Genomic DNA, 14,491 nt, shown 5'->3' with positions numbered 1-14,491 from the left:
ATAATCAGAACAGCGTACTTAAATCCTGGCTATAGGCTTTAACGACTTTCTCGCCCATGCTCTTGAATTGCTGGATCATTCCTACCAGTTTTTGTGCGTATTTAGGATCGGTCGCATAACCCGCGGCCTGTAATGCCTGCGCGCCCTGCTCGGCACTTTGCGCATTGGCCACGGCCGCATAACGCGGATTATTCGAAATCAGTTTGACGTAGTCGTTTAACGCTTCGAAATAGGAGCCATAGACCCGGAATGTCGCGCGCACTTTTTTCGCTTCGCCATGCTCATATTCGGTGGTCATGATATCGGTTGTTTCGCCCTTCCAGTTGCCGCTGGCTTTAATGCCGAAGACGTTGTAGCTCGGCTTGCCGTCACGGGTCAGGATTTGACGCTGCCCCCAGCCGGACTCCAGCGCGGCCTGCGCCAGAATCAGGTGGTGAGGAATACCGCTTTGCTGGCTGGCAGCCTGAGCAGGCTGCGTCAGTTGCGCAATAAAATCGCGGCTGTCGCTGGGCAGACCGGTCGGAGATGGCGCGGGCAGGCGCGGCATCGCTTTACGTACCATCTGCTCCAGCGGCGTTGCCCCTATGCTGCTCATGATAAAGCTGTTATCCAGCTTCATCGGTACGGTTCCGGCGGTTTCGTCCGGTGCTTTGGCGGGTTCCATCTGTTTAACGATGATATCCGCCAGGCCCAGGCCACGTTTACCAATATCCTGCGCAATCTGCTGATCGTACATTGACGTGAAAAGTTTGGTCTGTTCATTGCTGAGTATGCCGTCCTGCGGTAGCGCCTCGCGCATACTCTTCAGCATCATCTGAACAAACATCCCTTCGACCTGCTGTGCCACCTGTAGCGCTTTTCCTTTCGGATCAACAGTCACCTGGCGTTTAAGGTCATTCAGTGAGCGGCTGTCGAAAGCCGCATTCATCAGCGATTGCGCATCGTTCATCAGATAATTTCCAGTTTAGCGCGCAGGCAACCCGCGCTTTGCATTGACTGCAAAATAGACATCAGTTCGATAGGCGATGCCCCCAGGGCATTGAGCGCGCGCACGACACTGTTCAGGTTGGCGCTGGAGTTAACCCGTTGGAGAGCGCCGCCGCTCTGACGCAGATCGATCTGCGTATTGGTGGTGGCCACGGTTTGTCCACCCGCCAGTGGCGTATCAGGCTGGCTCACGTTTTGCTGCTGATTGACCGTGACTGACAGGTTGCCCTGCGCGACGGCACAGGTATTCAGTTTCACTTCACGGTTCATGACGACAGAGCCGGTACGTGAGTTGATGATCACCTTGGCATCTTCTACAGGGACAGACACATCGATATTCTGTATCTCAGCCAGTAAGCGAACCTGTGCACCGTTATTCGGCGATACGCGGACCTGCACAGTGCGCGCATCCAGCGGCTGAGCAGAACCGTATCCGCCACGGGCGTTGATGGCATCCGCAATACGCTGCGCCATAGAGAAATCTTCGGTGTTGAGCTGCAGGTTGATGGTGTTCTGCGAGCCAAAGTTGCTCTGCAGCTCACGTTCAACCGTGGCACCATCGGTAATACGTCCCCCGTTAAGCTGGTTGACCTGCACGCTGCTGCCGCCTGCTGCGGCACCCGCGCCGCCGACCAGGATGTTGCCCTGAGCCAGCGCATAGACCTGGTTATCGACACCTTTCATCGGCGTCATTAACAGCGTACCGCCGCGCAGACTTTTCGCATTACCCATGGACGAGACAACCACGTCCAGCGTCTGTCCCTGGCGGGCAAACGAAGGCAGTTTTGCCGTCACCATAACCGCCGCCACGTTTTTGAGCTGCATGTTGGTGCCTGGCGGGACGGTAATGCCCAGCTGCGACAGCATGTTACTCACGGTCTGCGTGGTAAAAGGCGTCTGGGTGGTCTGGTCACCGGTACCGTCAAGGCCAACCACCAGTCCGTAGCCCAGCAGTTGGTTATCACGCACGCCCTGGACGGTGGTTAAATCGCGAATCAGATCGGCACGGGCCATCAGGCTTACGCCTAACAGTAACCCCAGACCGACACGCCATAATGCTAACTTTTTCATTGCAACCTCTTAGAACGGCGAGATATTCAGGAAGAAGCGCTGCAACCAGCCCATATTCTGCGCTTCATTGATATAACCATTTCCGACGTACTCAATACGTGCATCGGCGACGGCCGTTGATAACACCGCGTTGCTGGCGCTGATGGTGCGTGGGTTAACCACGCCCGAGAAGCGAATAAACTCGGTGCCCTGGTTGATCTCAATCTGTTTTTCCCCGACCACGTGCAGGTTGCCATTCGACAGAACCTGATCCACCGTGACGGTGATGGTGCCGGTAAAGGTGTTATTGGCAGAAGCCCCGCCTTTACCTGCGAAATCATTTTTGCCACCCGCCGCAAAGTTGGCTTTCTCGCCCGATGCGCCGGCTAAACCGGCTAAACCGGTAGGAACGGCCGTGATGCCCAGACTGCCGCTGCCGTTACGGCTGGCATTCGAAGTTGAACTTTTGCTGGCGCTGACGTTTTCCTGCAAGGTGATGGTCAGCGTATCGCCGATATTACGTGGACGACGATCCTCAAACAGCGGCTGATAACCGTAGTTAAGCGGCGCGACGCCCTGAAAAATTGAACCGTTCACCACCGGTGGTGCAGATGGCAACGGCTGAGCCGTGGTCGCCCCTTGCACCAACGGCGTGCGCGGTACCAGTGCACAACCGTTAAGAGTGAGTAGCAGGCTTGCTACTAACCAATGTCCAGGCTTGAGAATATGTTGCATCGCCACGGAGTCACGACCTTATAAATGACTGTTCTTCAGGCCAGCCTGAGCCGGCCCTGTTCGTATTACAGCTGAGTTAACTTCGCCAGCATTTGATCGGAGGTGCTGATCGCTTTGCTGTTAATTTCATACGCGCGCTGCGTCTGGATCATGGTGACCAGCTCTTCCGCAACGTTAACGTTGGAGGTTTCGGCATAGCCCTGATACAGCAAACCTGCACCGTTCTGGCCCGGCGTACTGTCAGTCGGGGCACCGGATGCCTGGGTTTCTTTGTAGAGGTTTTCACCCACGCTATCGAGACCGGCATTGTTCATAAAGGTGCTCAGCGTTAACTGACCAACCTGGGCGGCCTGTGTCTGCCCCTGCTGGGTAACGCTCACCACACCATCGCGCGACACGGTAATGCTGGTGGCGTTAGCGGGAATCGTGATGCCAGGCTGAACCGGGAAACCGGAGTTGGTCACTAACTGACCATTCTGATCGACCTGAAACGAACCATCACGGGTGTAAGCAGACGTACCATCTGGCATCTGGATTTGGAAAAAACCCTGTCCGTTAATGGCGATATCTTTTGAGTTATTGGTCTGCGACAGGTTGCCCTGGGTATGCAGACGTTCGGTCGTCACCGGACGTACACCGGTACCAATTTGCAAACCTGACGGCAGCGTGGTTTGCTCAGATGACTGGGTACCCGGCTGGCGCATCGTCTGGTACATCAGGTCTTCAAATACCGCACGTGAACGTTTAAAGCCATTGGTACTGACGTTTGCCAGGTTGTTGGCGATAACGTCCATGTTCATCTGCTGGGCATCAAGACCGGTTTTCGCGATCCATAAAGAACGAATCATGTATTTATCCTCGTGCCTTAGCTGCCGATGCTCAGCAACTGATTGGCTTTCTGTTCGTTTTCGTTGACGTTTGAAATGACTTTCATCTGCATCTCAAAACGTCGGGCATTGGCGATCATATCGACCATGGTCTCAACCGGTTTGACGTTACTGCCTTCCAGAACGCCGGGCATCACCTGCATGTTCGGATCGGCCTGCAGTGCGGCACCGCGAGTCGCCTGCGTTGCGGCGGTCGGACGGAACATGCCATCATCACCGCGCTGTAACTCTTTACCTGTTGCCTGAACCAGCTTCAGACGACCCAGTTGCACGGTGGCATTGGGTGAGTCGCCAGCGTTCAGTCCGGTAATCGAACCGTCAGCCGCAATCGTGATCTCTGAACCTTGTGGGATCACAATCGGGCCGCCCTCGCCCATGACGGGATTGCCCTGCACCGTCAGCGTGCCGTCCGAACGGATTTGCATGTTGCCGTTGCGGGTATAGGCTTCGCTGCCGTCTGCAGTACGCACTGCAAGCCAGCCATCCTGCTGCATCGCCACGTCCAGCGGACGTTCGGTGTAATCCATTGCACCCTGACTCATATCGGCACCCGGCGTGGATGCCGTTACCAGCGTACGCGTGGGCAGTGACCAGCCGTTAACCGGTACAGCACGCAACGCGTTCAACTGCGCCCGGAAACCGGGCGTTGAGGCGTTGGCGAGGTTGCTGGCGGTAACCGCCTGCTGATCCAGTGTCTGACTGGCCGCGCCCATCGCGGTATATATCGCGTGATCCATAGAGCAATCCCGTTAGCGAATTAACGTAAGTTGACCAGGGTGTTAAGGATCTGGTCCTGCGTTTTGATGGTCTGCGCGTTCGCCTGATAGTTGCGTTGCGCGACGATCATGTTGACCAGCTCTTTACTCATATCGACGTTCGAAGACTCCAGCGCACCTGCGGTCAGTGAACCAAATGTTCCGGTGTTCGCCAGGCCAACAGCGGCCTGTCCAGACGCATTCGTTTCTGCCCAGACGTTGTCGCCCTGAGATTTCAGACCTTCCGGGTTAGAGAAGCTGGCCAGTACGATCTGTCCCAGCAGCTGAGTACGTTGGTTGGAGTAACTGCCGGTGATGGTACCGTCATTGTTGATGGCGTAGCTGGTCAGGTCGCCAGGCGCGTAGCCGTTTTGTGTGGCGTTACCAAACGTGGTGGCACCGGTGTTTTGCTGCAGGCTGCCCACAAAGTTCAAGGCGACGGTGGTACCGTTTGCGCCATTCACACCGGGAATGGTCACAGTAGCGGTGCTGGCCGTGGTTGAGCCCGCGACGACGTTGCCGGTCGCATCCAGTGAAGAAACGCCCGTCAGCTGACCGTTGGCATTGTAGCTCATCTGGTAATTACCCACGTTTGAGCCCGCAGTGGAGTCAATGCCGTGAATTTTCCAGGTGTTGTCTGCAGTTTTAACGAAGTACAGATCAAGCGAGTGCGAGTTACCCTGAGTGTCGTACATAGTGATGGTGTTTTTGGCGCTGTACGTCGTTGGGTCAGTCGCCGAGAACTTGGTGTCATCCAGTGCTGCAGACGTGGAGTTCAGCTTCGCAACCTGATTCGCCGTGGTGGTGGCATTCGCCGGCATTTGCGTGGTAGGGATTTTAATCGCAACCGGGCTCGCACCGGTCTGGATTGTGGGTGGCACGCCTGACGCCGGATAGCCGGTCACATTCAGACCCTGGGTATTCACCAGGTTACGGTTCTGATCCAGCGTAAACTGGCCGTTACGGGAATAGGAAACCGCGCCCGCCGAGTTGGTCAGACGGAAAAAACCGTTGCCGCTCAGCGCAACATCCAGCCCACGGCTGGTGGTGGTGGTAGAGCCATCGTTGAAGTTCTGGATAACGGCCGCAACTTTTGTACCCAAACCCACGTTAGAGCCGGCAAACATATCGGCAAACGCGATGGTACTGGATTTGAAGCCCGCTGTGGCGGAGTTAGCGATGTTGTTACCGATAACGTCCAGGTTACTTGAGGCAGCGCCGAGACCGCTGACCGCTTGTGAAAATGACATTTAAACCTCTCCTGTCTACAGGTGAATCAGAGAATCTGACGTACGTCGTCAAGGGTGGCGGAGCCCATGGTGCCGAGATCCAGTTTTGCGGTATTACCCGCCGTGCTTACGCCATTGACGTAGGCATAATTAAGTGGCTGAGCCACCTGTTGACCGCTGCTGTTACTGGCAGCAATCGCAACCTTGTATTTCCCGTCTGGCGCCACGCTGCCATCCGGTAATTTGCCGTCCCATGAGAACGTATGGACGCCGGCGCTCAGTGCGCCCAGATCCTGAGTGCTCACCACGTTGCCTTGCGCGTCGCTAATCGTCGCCGTGGCGGTAGTGGCCGCGTTGGTCAGCTCAACGCCGAATGGCGTCGTGGTGCCTTTGCCGACCAGAATCTGAGAGCCATTCACCATCACGCCATGCCCAATCAGCGTGGAGCTCTGCAGAGACTGGCTGGTGCTGATCTGGCCGGAAATGGATCCCAGCGTGGTATTGAGTTTTTCAATGCCGCTCAGGGTGTTGATCTGTGCCAGCTGCGTTGTCAGCTGGCTGTTATCCATCGGATTGGTCGGATCCTGGTTTTGCAGCTGCGTGACCAGCATGGTCAGGAACTGGTTTTGCAGGTCCTGAGAGCTGTTCCCCGTTCCGGTACTGGATGAACTCAGTACCGTGGGGTCCAGCTTCTCGTTAACGCCTACCGAAATAGCCATTATTTTTCTCCGTTACTGACCCATCGTCAGCGTTTTCATCATCATCGACTTCACGGTATTCAGCACCTCGACGTTAGCCTGGTAGCTGCGTGACGCCGACATGGTGTTAACCGTTTCGGCTACCACGTCCACGTTAGGCATCTTCACGTACCCTTTGGCATCGGCCATGGGATTACCTGGGTCATACACCAGTTTTGCCGGGGTCGGATCGTCCACCACCTGCGCCACTTTCACGCCCCCCGTTGCGGCGCCAGCGGCGGCATCGGTCTGAAAAACGACCTGTTTTGCCACGTAAGGCTGTCCGTCCGGACCGGTTACGCTGTCGGCGTTTGCCAGGTTACTGGCGCTGACGTTTAATCGCTGTGATTGCGCGGTCATCGCTGAACCGGCAATGTCAAAAATATTAAGCAAGGCCATAATTATTGCCCTTGTAACACGCTCATCATGCCCTTGATCTGGCTACTGATAAGCGTGAGGTCGGTTTGATATTTCAGGCTGTTATCCGCGAACTGCGTACGTTCACGGTCCATATCCACGGTGTTACCGTCGGCTGATGGCTGATCCGGAATGCGATACAGCAAGTCCATTGACGGTGCCGAATTCGTCTGCGCTTCAATGTGGCGCGCCGACGTGACTTTAAGCGCCAGGCTACTGCCTTCAGCACGTCCATTCGCCATTGCCCGATTCAGCTCGCTGGCAAAGTCGATATCCCTGGCCTGATAGCCCGGGGTGTCGGCGTTGGCAATGTTTGATGCCAGAATCTCCTGACGTTGAGCTCGCAGGTTAAGGGCTTCGGTACCGAAATGTAGCGCCGCATCGAGTTTGTCGAGCATGCTTCCTCCGCAAATGAGAATTTCGAGCTGGCAGCTTAATCGGGAAAAAGCAAGAGTCATCGTCTGAATAACGCCTCAAATCGTCGCTATTTTTGCTCTTGAGTTTTTTTTTATGCGCGTACACTCGTTGGCATCATCAGTGAGGAAAAGCACATGCGTGGATATTCAGCCCTGTTAGCAAGCCTGCTGGCCCTGATTGCCCTACCCGTAATGGCAGGCGATTTCAGCGCCCAACTGAGCCAGTTTTTTAAGGCACGCGATCCCCAGCACGCGGCCGGAATGAATGTGGTGATTCGTACGCCGCAGGCCCAGTGGCCAGAATGTGAGGCCCCGCAGTTTACCCTGCCGGGCAACAGCCGGGCCTGGGGCAACATGAGCGTGGCGGCTAACTGTGGTGAGAACCGTCGTTATATTCAGGTCCAGGTTCAGGTAACCGGTGACTATCTGGTCGCAACAAAATTAATTGCCCGTGGCAGCACCGTCAGTAAAGAGGATTTCCGTATTGAAAACGGACGTCTTGATAACCTGCCCCCGCGCACACTGTTCACCGATGAGTCCGTAGCGGATTCGGTGGTCCTGCGTGACATCCAGCCGGGACAACCCGTGAGTCAGTCCATGCTACGCCAGCCGTGGCGCGTCAAAGCGGGTCAGGACGTGATGGTGGTGGCCAGCGGAGACGGATTTGACGCCAGCGGCGAAGGCAAAGCGTTAAACAACGGTACGATTTCACAGTGGGTTCGGGTGCGTATGGGAAATGGCCAGGTTGTAAGTGGCCGGGTGAGCGATGATGGGAAAATTCTTATAACACTATAAAACATTAAAGAAGCCTGTTTATCTGCCGATAGAAGAATCAGCTAAGCGATTACGCTATTATGATTCAGGTGGCAGACTCCCCTGACTTTACAGGAGCCCGAATATGAGCATCGACAGAACACAACCGACAAAGCCCGCCAGCACTGTGCAAACACGTGACAGCAGCGAGCAACAAACTACCCGCGTGCGTCAGAGCAGCACCACGACTGCTACAACGCCTGCGGCCGCTCAGGTCAGCCTGAGCAGCGCACAAGCACAGCTGATGCAGCCCGGCAGCCAGGACATTAACGTCCAGCGCGTAGAACAATTAAAAACCGCCATTCGCAATGGCGAGTTGAAGATGGATACCGGCAAAATCGCTGATGCGCTGATTGCCGACACTAAGGCGTATTTAGAGGGTAAATAATCCCCATGAGTAATTTGCTGACCACGTTAGATAAGATGCAGGAAGTGCTGGTGTCTCTGGCCATCGTTCTGGATGAAGAGCAACAGCAGCTGTCGTCTGGAATGATCAACAGCAACAACCTGCAGCGTATTACGGAAGACAAGAGCGCGCTGCTGAGTACGTTGAATTATTTAGACGAGATGCGTCGCAGCAACGAGAAAAGTCTGGGTACATCTGCACCTTATCGTGGTCAAAGTGACATGGCGCGCCGCTGGGAAGGTATTCAGCAGCATACGCGTCGGTTACATAACGCAAATACGCACAATGGTATTCTGTTGCAGCATCAAATTACCTTTACCCATGACGCGTTAGACATTTTGAAGCCGCATCAGACGCAGGCGTTTTATGGTCCGGATGGTAAAGGACAGGGCCAGGCAACATTAAGTCGTAAAGTCTGACCTGTTTTCCTCCCTCCTGGTATCGCGGGCTGCCTCAGCGAATCTGATGCAGGCGTGACCCGGGCAGGCGTAAAAAGCCGTCATCTCGCTGAGAAGATGGCTTTTTTTGTATCCGCTCGCCGAAATTTCCCCTCCTCTGCGCCCTGCGTAACCCTTCTTCTCTCTGCTTCGCGCCTGACGGAATGACGCAATGCACTCACGGGTACGCCAGGCGCATCCCGCGATATTCTCCGCAAGACAGGCGATTCAGCCTGTTCGCCCAAAGGCCTACGGTTGAACGTCTCAGTTATTGCTGTACGACGCTGTGCAGAGTGCCGCCGGACGCGCGTTCACCAGACAGGTAAAACGCGCGCCTTAATCCTTTCCCGGCTTAAAATGCCTCCCAGTTTTCATGTCCACGTTCAGACGGAATGACGGGCGCCACAGCCGCTTTCAGGGTCGCAGGGAGAGTGGCGTTCGCATGTTTCAAAGGCGGGCTTTCAAGTTTGAAAACCGAAACGGCCTGGGTCAGTTTGTCAGCCTGCTCTTCAAGCGAGGCGGCTGCAGCCGAGGCCTGCTCAACCAACGACGCGTTCTGCTGTGTCACATCATCCATCTCGGTAACGGCCAGGCTGACCTGCTGAATGCCCCGGCTCTGCTCATCGGAAGCCGCCGCGATCTCCGAAATGATGTCATTTACCCGACGGAAAGCTTCTACCGTTTCCATCATGGTGCTACCCGCATTGCTGACAAGCGTGGTGCCGCCGTTGATGAGCCCGACCGAAGCAGAAATGAGCCCTTCGATCTCTTTGGCCGCCTGCGCGCTTCGCTGCGCCAGACTGCGCACTTCGCTGGCAACCACGGCGAATCCGCGGCCCTGTTCTCCTGCCCGCGCGGCTTCCACCGCCGCATTTAGCGCAAGAATGTTGGTCTGGAAGGCAATGCTGTTGATGACGCTGGTGATCTCGGCAATCTTTTTCGAACTGCCGGAGATATCGTCCATGGTTTTCACCACGCGATTAACGATGTTCCCGCCCGTATGGGCTTTGTCAGAAGCGTCAGAGGCCAGCTGACAGGCATGGTGAGCATTGTCAGCGTTCTGTTTCACCGTGGCGGTCAGTTGCTCCATGCTTGCCGCTGTCTGTTCCAGTGACGCCGCCTGTTGTTCTGTTCTTGACGAGAGATCGGTATTCCCGGAAGAAATTTCTCCCGCGCTCTGAAGAATGGCAATGGCACCATCGCGCACGGTTCCAACCGTACTCGACAGCGAGGACTGCATCAGTTGAAGACGCGAGAGCAGCAGGCCTGGCTCGTTTCGGCCACAAACGTCAGGCGGTAGCGTCAAGTCACCATGTGCAATCAGGTCGATACGCGAGAGGGATTGCCGTAACGGGGTGATAATGACCTTTTTCAACAGAACAAAAGCCAGGAGTACGATCGTCACCGATGCCACAAAAGCCGCCAGCATCGTGATATAGCCCGTATTCACCTGATCCACCGCATCCTGTTTTATCGCCTGCGACCGCTGATTGCGCATATCAATCGCTTTCATCAACACATCTTTATAAGCTTTATCGAGTCTGTCGGCTTCCGTTTCATCGGCGATGATTTCTTCAAAGCTTCCCTGTTTCGCCGCGTCAATCATCGGCAGCAAACCTTTACGAAGATAATCGCTGAAACGTGCCTGAAGCTGTGTATCAATATCCGCGCCTTCGGGCGATTTGACGGCGCGATGCAGATAAATGTTAAGCCCTTTCTCTGCCTTCTTTAGGCTGACATCTGTTGCAAGTAAATGCGCTTTATAGTTATCCGTGTCCGCAATGCGCGCGGCGGCACCCGCCTGAATAATTTGCAGCCGCGCCGAACGCATATGTGTCGAACTGTCGAGCAGCCCCTGCCGAACCGCAATCTCGTCAGTCGAATCATCCAGCGAGTGTTTGCTCTGCGCAAGAAACCAGGCCGAAAGGCCTATGCCAGAGACGAATAACAGTAAGATGCAGCCAAATACCAGGCTGAATAAAGGAACAAGCTTAAGGTTATGCCAGAGACTCAGCTTGACGTTGTCATTGGCTGTGATGTGCATTTTCGTCCTCTCCTTATGTGATGAACTGTTTATAGTCATCGGCAGGAAAAGGGCAGTTTTTACGATGAAATTGACCTCAGAATCAATTCCTTACAACATGTCATCATTCTCACGTGATGTTTTTAATAAAGCTAAATATCACGTCAACAGACCTGTTTTTTTAACGATTTTTTAGGAAAAAACATCTTACTGTCACAAAGACGTTCAACGTGAATATCAGGCTGAGCGCGATATTCACGCGGCAGCTTATGACGTTCACTGTCGCCTTGGGTTAAACAACAAAAAGGCCGCAACGTGCGCCGTTGCGGCCTTGCTTACAGGTGACGCGCCGAATGAGGTTCAGCGCAGGTTGATATTCAGACGGTTGTGCGCCGTGCGTAATCCCGCAGGCGAAAACCCATCAGCCCCAGGGCCAGGAAGTAGGCTCCCCCGCCTACCGCACAGACTAATGCGAGTCGCAGCAGGCGCCAGAGCATATTCCCTTGTTCCCAGACGGGCATCCAGTACAGCATGCCAAACAGCGCGGCTGCCATTATCGCGACGGCCACCAGTAAGCGCAGCAGGAAACCCAGCCAGCCCGGCTGCGGCTGGAAGATCGCCTTTTTGCGCAACTGCCAGTAAAGCAGTGCAGCATTGAGGCAGGCCCCCAGACCAATCGAGAGCGCGAGGCCAGCATGCTTAAGGGGGCCGATAAAGGCCAGGTTCATGAGCTGAGTCACGATCAGCGTGATAATGGCAATTTTGACCGGGGTTTTAATGTCCTGGCGCGAATAAAATCCCGGTGCCAGGACTTTCACGACAATCAGCCCCATCAGCCCGACCGAATAGGCAACAAGCGCGCGCTGGGTCATGGCGGCATCGAACGCGGTGAATTTACCATACTGGAACAGCGCGACAGTCAGGGGACCGGATAACATTCCCAAGGCTACCGCGCTGGGTAACGCCAGCAAAAAGCACAAACGCAGGCCCCAGTCCATTAAGCGTGAATACTCATCGTGATTGCCGCTGGAGAAGCTTTTCGCCAGCGACGGCAACAAGATGGTGCCCAGCGCCACGCCCAACACGCCGGAAGGAAACTCCATCAGACGATCGGCATAGTACATCCAGGAGACAGAGCCCGATACCAGGAAAGAGGCAAAAATAGTGTTGATAATCAGCGAGATTTGACTGACGGAGACGCCCAGGATGGCGGGCCCCATCTGACGCATAACGCGCCACACACCTGCATCACGCAGGTTAAGACGCGGCAGTACCAGCATGCCGAGTTTCTTGAGGTGCGGTAACTGATAGCCTAACTGCAGCAGTCCACCCACGACGACGGCCCACGCCAGCGCCATCACTGGCGGATGGAAATGCGGCGCCGCAAACAGGGCAAAACCAATCATGCTGACGTTCAGCAGCGTGGGCGCAAAAGCCGGTACGGAAAAACGGTTCCAGGTGTTAAGTATTGCCCCGGCCAGGGAGGCAAGGGAGATCAACAGAATATAGGGAAAGGTGACGCGCAGCAGCGCGCTGGTCAGGGCGAATTTATCCGCCGTATCCGCGAATCCCGGCGCAGTGACCAGAATGACCCAAGGCGCGGCAACCATTCCCGCAACCGTCACAACAGCCAATGCCAGCGTCAGCAGCCCCGATACGTAGGCAACAAACAACCGCGTCGCCTCTTCTCCCTGCTTGCTCTTGTACTCGGCTAAAATAGGCACAAAAGCCTGCGAGAATGCGCCTTCCGCAAAAATGCGTCGCAGCAGATTCGGCAGTTTAAAGGCAACAAAGAAGGCATCGGTAGCCATACCGGCCCCGAATACGCGCGCCACTATGGCATCACGGGCGAAGCCCAGCACGCGGGAAAACAGCGTCATGGAACTGACCGCTGCCAGCGATTTCAACAAATTCATAATTGACGGGGCATCCTGAAAAAAATCGGCAAATGCGTGACTTAGCACGGGTTATGTCACATCTCGGCCGATAGTCTACTGCCATCGCGCGAAATGACCAGTGCTGAGTGTTACAAGGCGTTATTCCCGTTCGGCATCGCGCCACATTGATTCGACCACGCGTTGCGCCAGCAGGGCCTGCTCGCCACTGGTCTCCGGCTTTGTCTGATTTTCGACACACTGGATAAAATGCTCTGCGGCCCCGACGAATCCGCGCTGGGCCAGATGGCTCTGCCAGGAGGGAGAAGGCGTGATCACCACCCCCGCCCCTCGCTCCACTTGCCCGTCGCGCATATCATGAATATCAATGCATTGGCCATCGCCTATGGCGCTGACGCGTTCGCGCTGGCTTCCTGCCCGACGATGCATGCTGGTCGTGACCTGCAACTGTCCGGCATTGAAATGGTGCTCCGCATACAGCATCTGTCCCTGCTCATTGGTCAAGATGTGCCCCTGACGCGGAAGCGAACGTCCCCCGGCCAGCCACAAGGCGGTGTCGACAACATGGAGATAATCATCCAGTAACGTGAAGCGCAGATCCTGTGGACCCACGCTGTCGCTGCGGTGTTTCTCAACACGCAGCGAAGCAACCGATGCCATCTCGTCTTTGAGCTGCTGATAGGCGGGCGCAAAACGGCGATTAAAGGCCACCATCAGTCGGCGCTGTTTCTTTTCGGCCAGCGTAACAAGCGCCTCGGCCTGACTCAGGTTTTCTGCCAGCGGCTTATCGACACAGACGTCTTTTCCCGCCTGCAGCAGTGCATGCACGACCTCGTAATGACTGGCCGTACTGGTATGAACAAACACGGCATCACAGGCGGCCGCCAGGGCATTCAGCGTGCTGAAACAGGGGATCCGGTAACGTTCGCACACGACCTGCGCGTTCGCCTGGTTCGGCGAAAATGCCCCCACTAACTGCCAGGCACGTGCCTGCGATAATACGGGCAGCCAGGCCTTTTGCGCGATGCCGCCTAAGCCGACAACACCAATACGAATCGTCATTTAGTGTTCTCTTTCCTGTAGCAGCGCCAGCTGCGCCTGTAAGTCTGCCACCTGCTGCTCCAGCGCGACGACGCGTTCCAGTAGGGCGACATCATGTGTGACTGCGTCAACCTGCGTCGGTGCGGGCGCTACCTCGCCGGCCAACAAGTGCATAAAGCGGCTTTCACGCTTGCCGGGCTCACGGGCCAGCCGTACAACCATCGGGCCGTCATCGCGTGACGCCAGCCCTTCCAGGGTCTGTTCGACTTCAGCCACGTCGGCAAACTCGTGCAGGCGTCCGCTTCGCGTGCGCAGTTCACCCGGCGTCTGCGCGCCGCGCAGGAACAGAAGCGTCAGAACGGCTACTTCTGCACGGCTGAGCTGCAGATGTCCAAATGCCGAATTGCAGAAGCGCTGCTCATATTTAACGACCCGCTGGCCGAAGCCACTGTTCGCCGTCACCAGGTGTTTTTTAACCAGCTGGTCGAGCTCATTCTGGACATCGCTTTCGCTCAGTTCCATCACCGGCTCGCGGTTTGACTTCTGATTGCAGGCGTTAACCACCGCGTTCAACGAAAGCGGGTACTGTTCCGGCGTGGTCACCTGTTTTTCCAGCAGGCAACCTAACACGCGCAGAGCCTGCACCGACAAGGCTATCTTCAT

General features: G+C 55.6%; 16 protein-coding genes. 3 read left to right on the top strand and 13 right to left on the bottom strand.

Annotated features, from left to right (window positions below; all coding sequences use genetic code 11):
• Positions 1–4 precede the first annotated feature (4 nt).
• From flgJ to flgB, 9 genes are all read right to left on the bottom strand, one after another.
• Positions 5–949 (bottom strand): flagellar assembly peptidoglycan hydrolase FlgJ, encoded by a 945-nt coding sequence (gene flgJ / locus QLG08_RS20315; protein WP_013025355.1) that lies wholly within the window; start codon positions 947–949, stop codon positions 5–7.
• A complete protein-coding gene (locus tag QLG08_RS20310; RefSeq protein ID WP_014606133.1) occupies positions 949–2,058 on the bottom strand; it encodes a flagellar basal body P-ring protein FlgI in 1,110 nt (369 codons plus the stop codon). Before QLG08_RS20310 ends, flgJ begins: the two co-directional genes overlap by 1 nt.
• Before the next feature lie 9 nt (positions 2,059–2,067).
• Positions 2,068–2,772 (bottom strand): flagellar basal body L-ring protein FlgH, encoded by a 705-nt coding sequence (locus QLG08_RS20305; protein WP_014593420.1) that lies wholly within the window; start codon positions 2,770–2,772, stop codon positions 2,068–2,070.
• A 65-nt stretch (positions 2,773–2,837) separates the two neighbouring features.
• Positions 2,838–3,620, bottom strand: coding sequence for a flagellar basal-body rod protein FlgG (gene flgG / locus QLG08_RS20300; RefSeq protein ID WP_013025352.1), 783 nt, complete (start codon positions 3,618–3,620; stop codon positions 2,838–2,840).
• Positions 3,621–3,637: 17 nt separating this feature from the next.
• Positions 3,638–4,396, bottom strand: a complete 759-nt coding sequence (locus tag QLG08_RS20295) for a flagellar basal body rod protein FlgF (protein WP_014593419.1) — start codon at positions 4,394–4,396, stop codon at positions 3,638–3,640.
• Positions 4,397–4,416: 20 nt separating this feature from the next.
• The gene (gene flgE / locus QLG08_RS20290) at positions 4,417–5,664 is read right to left on the bottom strand and encodes a flagellar hook protein FlgE (RefSeq protein ID WP_014606134.1); all 1,248 of its coding nucleotides are present in this window, start codon (positions 5,662–5,664) and stop codon (positions 4,417–4,419) included.
• A gap of 26 nt (positions 5,665–5,690) precedes the next feature.
• Complete coding sequence (flgD, locus tag QLG08_RS20285) at positions 5,691–6,362, bottom strand: flagellar hook assembly protein FlgD (protein ID WP_013025349.1); 672 nt, start codon at positions 6,360–6,362, stop codon at positions 5,691–5,693.
• A gap of 12 nt (positions 6,363–6,374) precedes the next feature.
• A complete protein-coding gene (gene flgC, locus QLG08_RS20280) occupies positions 6,375–6,779 on the bottom strand; it encodes a flagellar basal body rod protein FlgC (protein ID WP_013025348.1) in 405 nt (134 codons plus the stop codon).
• 2 nt (positions 6,780–6,781) lie between these two features.
• The gene (flgB, locus tag QLG08_RS20275; protein ID WP_015700561.1) at positions 6,782–7,195 is read right to left on the bottom strand and encodes a flagellar basal body rod protein FlgB; all 414 of its coding nucleotides are present in this window, start codon (positions 7,193–7,195) and stop codon (positions 6,782–6,784) included.
• A gap of 153 nt (positions 7,196–7,348) precedes the next feature.
• Here flgB and flgA point away from each other — a divergent pair, with 153 nt between their 5' ends.
• The 3 genes from flgA (at position 7,349) to flgN (ending at position 8,851) form a co-directional block, all read left to right on the top strand.
• The gene (flgA, locus tag QLG08_RS20270; RefSeq protein WP_013025346.1) at positions 7,349–8,008 is read left to right on the top strand and encodes a flagellar basal body P-ring formation chaperone FlgA; all 660 of its coding nucleotides are present in this window, start codon (positions 7,349–7,351) and stop codon (positions 8,006–8,008) included.
• Positions 8,009–8,111: 103 nt separating this feature from the next.
• Entirely contained in the window at positions 8,112–8,414 is a 303-nt protein-coding gene (flgM, locus tag QLG08_RS20265) for a flagellar biosynthesis anti-sigma factor FlgM (RefSeq protein ID WP_013025345.1), read from the top strand.
• A 5-nt stretch (positions 8,415–8,419) separates the two neighbouring features.
• Complete coding sequence (gene flgN, locus QLG08_RS20260) at positions 8,420–8,851, top strand: flagellar export chaperone FlgN (RefSeq protein ID WP_013025344.1); 432 nt, start codon at positions 8,420–8,422, stop codon at positions 8,849–8,851.
• A 370-nt stretch (positions 8,852–9,221) separates the two neighbouring features.
• Here the strand turns inward: flgN and QLG08_RS20255 are convergent, their stop codons facing one another.
• The 4 genes from QLG08_RS20255 to QLG08_RS20240 all read right to left on the bottom strand — a co-directional run bounded on the left by QLG08_RS20255 (position 9,222) and on the right by QLG08_RS20240 (position 14,491).
• Complete coding sequence (locus tag QLG08_RS20255) at positions 9,222–10,913, bottom strand: methyl-accepting chemotaxis protein (protein ID WP_019105711.1); 1,692 nt, start codon at positions 10,911–10,913, stop codon at positions 9,222–9,224.
• Between the two features lie 356 nt (positions 10,914–11,269).
• A complete protein-coding gene (gene murJ / locus QLG08_RS20250) occupies positions 11,270–12,808 on the bottom strand; it encodes a murein biosynthesis integral membrane protein MurJ (RefSeq protein ID WP_019105712.1) in 1,539 nt (512 codons plus the stop codon).
• A gap of 120 nt (positions 12,809–12,928) precedes the next feature.
• Positions 12,929–13,849 (bottom strand): Gfo/Idh/MocA family oxidoreductase, encoded by a 921-nt coding sequence (locus QLG08_RS20245; RefSeq protein ID WP_014606139.1) that lies wholly within the window; start codon positions 13,847–13,849, stop codon positions 12,929–12,931.
• The gene (locus QLG08_RS20240; RefSeq protein ID WP_013025340.1) at positions 13,850–14,491 is read right to left on the bottom strand and encodes a DUF480 domain-containing protein; all 642 of its coding nucleotides are present in this window, start codon (positions 14,489–14,491) and stop codon (positions 13,850–13,852) included.

This window comes from Pantoea sp. V106_11 (assembly GCF_029967885.1).
GTDB lineage: Bacteria > Pseudomonadota > Gammaproteobacteria > Enterobacterales > Enterobacteriaceae > Pantoea > Pantoea ananatis.
Note: the sequence above shows the minus strand (reverse complement) of the source record. Positions and strands in the feature narration are given on the sequence as shown.

Bases quoted from the DNA above. Each gene is read 5' to 3' on its own strand.
- QLG08_RS20240 (WP_013025340.1), bottom strand. From the start codon at position 14,491: ATGAAGATAGCCTTGTCGGTGCAGGCTCTGCGCGTGTTAGGTTGCCTG.
- flgE (WP_014606134.1), bottom strand. From the start codon at position 5,664: ATGTCATTTTCACAAGCGGTCAGCGGTCTCGGCGCTGCCTCAAGTAAC.
- QLG08_RS20305 (WP_014593420.1), bottom strand. From the start codon at position 2,772: ATGCAACATATTCTCAAGCCTGGACATTGGTTAGTAGCAAGCCTGCTA.
- flgN (WP_013025344.1), top strand. From the start codon at position 8,420: ATGAGTAATTTGCTGACCACGTTAGATAAGATGCAGGAAGTGCTGGTG.
- flgD (WP_013025349.1), bottom strand. From the start codon at position 6,362: ATGGCTATTTCGGTAGGCGTTAACGAGAAGCTGGACCCCACGGTACTG.
- QLG08_RS20295 (WP_014593419.1), bottom strand. From the start codon at position 4,396: ATGGATCACGCGATATATACCGCGATGGGCGCGGCCAGTCAGACACTG.
- QLG08_RS20245 (WP_014606139.1), bottom strand. From the start codon at position 13,849: ATGACGATTCGTATTGGTGTTGTCGGCTTAGGCGGCATCGCGCAAAAG.
- flgJ (WP_013025355.1), bottom strand. From the start codon at position 949: ATGAACGATGCGCAATCGCTGATGAATGCGGCTTTCGACAGCCGCTCA.
- QLG08_RS20255 (WP_019105711.1), bottom strand. From the start codon at position 10,913: ATGCACATCACAGCCAATGACAACGTCAAGCTGAGTCTCTGGCATAAC.
- flgC (WP_013025348.1), bottom strand. From the start codon at position 6,779: ATGGCCTTGCTTAATATTTTTGACATTGCCGGTTCAGCGATGACCGCG.
- QLG08_RS20310 (WP_014606133.1), bottom strand. From the start codon at position 2,058: ATGAAAAAGTTAGCATTATGGCGTGTCGGTCTGGGGTTACTGTTAGGC.
- murJ (WP_019105712.1), bottom strand. From the start codon at position 12,808: ATGAATTTGTTGAAATCGCTGGCAGCGGTCAGTTCCATGACGCTGTTT.
- flgG (WP_013025352.1), bottom strand. From the start codon at position 3,620: ATGATTCGTTCTTTATGGATCGCGAAAACCGGTCTTGATGCCCAGCAG.
- flgA (WP_013025346.1), top strand. From the start codon at position 7,349: ATGCGTGGATATTCAGCCCTGTTAGCAAGCCTGCTGGCCCTGATTGCC.
- flgM (WP_013025345.1), top strand. From the start codon at position 8,112: ATGAGCATCGACAGAACACAACCGACAAAGCCCGCCAGCACTGTGCAA.
- flgB (WP_015700561.1), bottom strand. From the start codon at position 7,195: ATGCTCGACAAACTCGATGCGGCGCTACATTTCGGTACCGAAGCCCTT.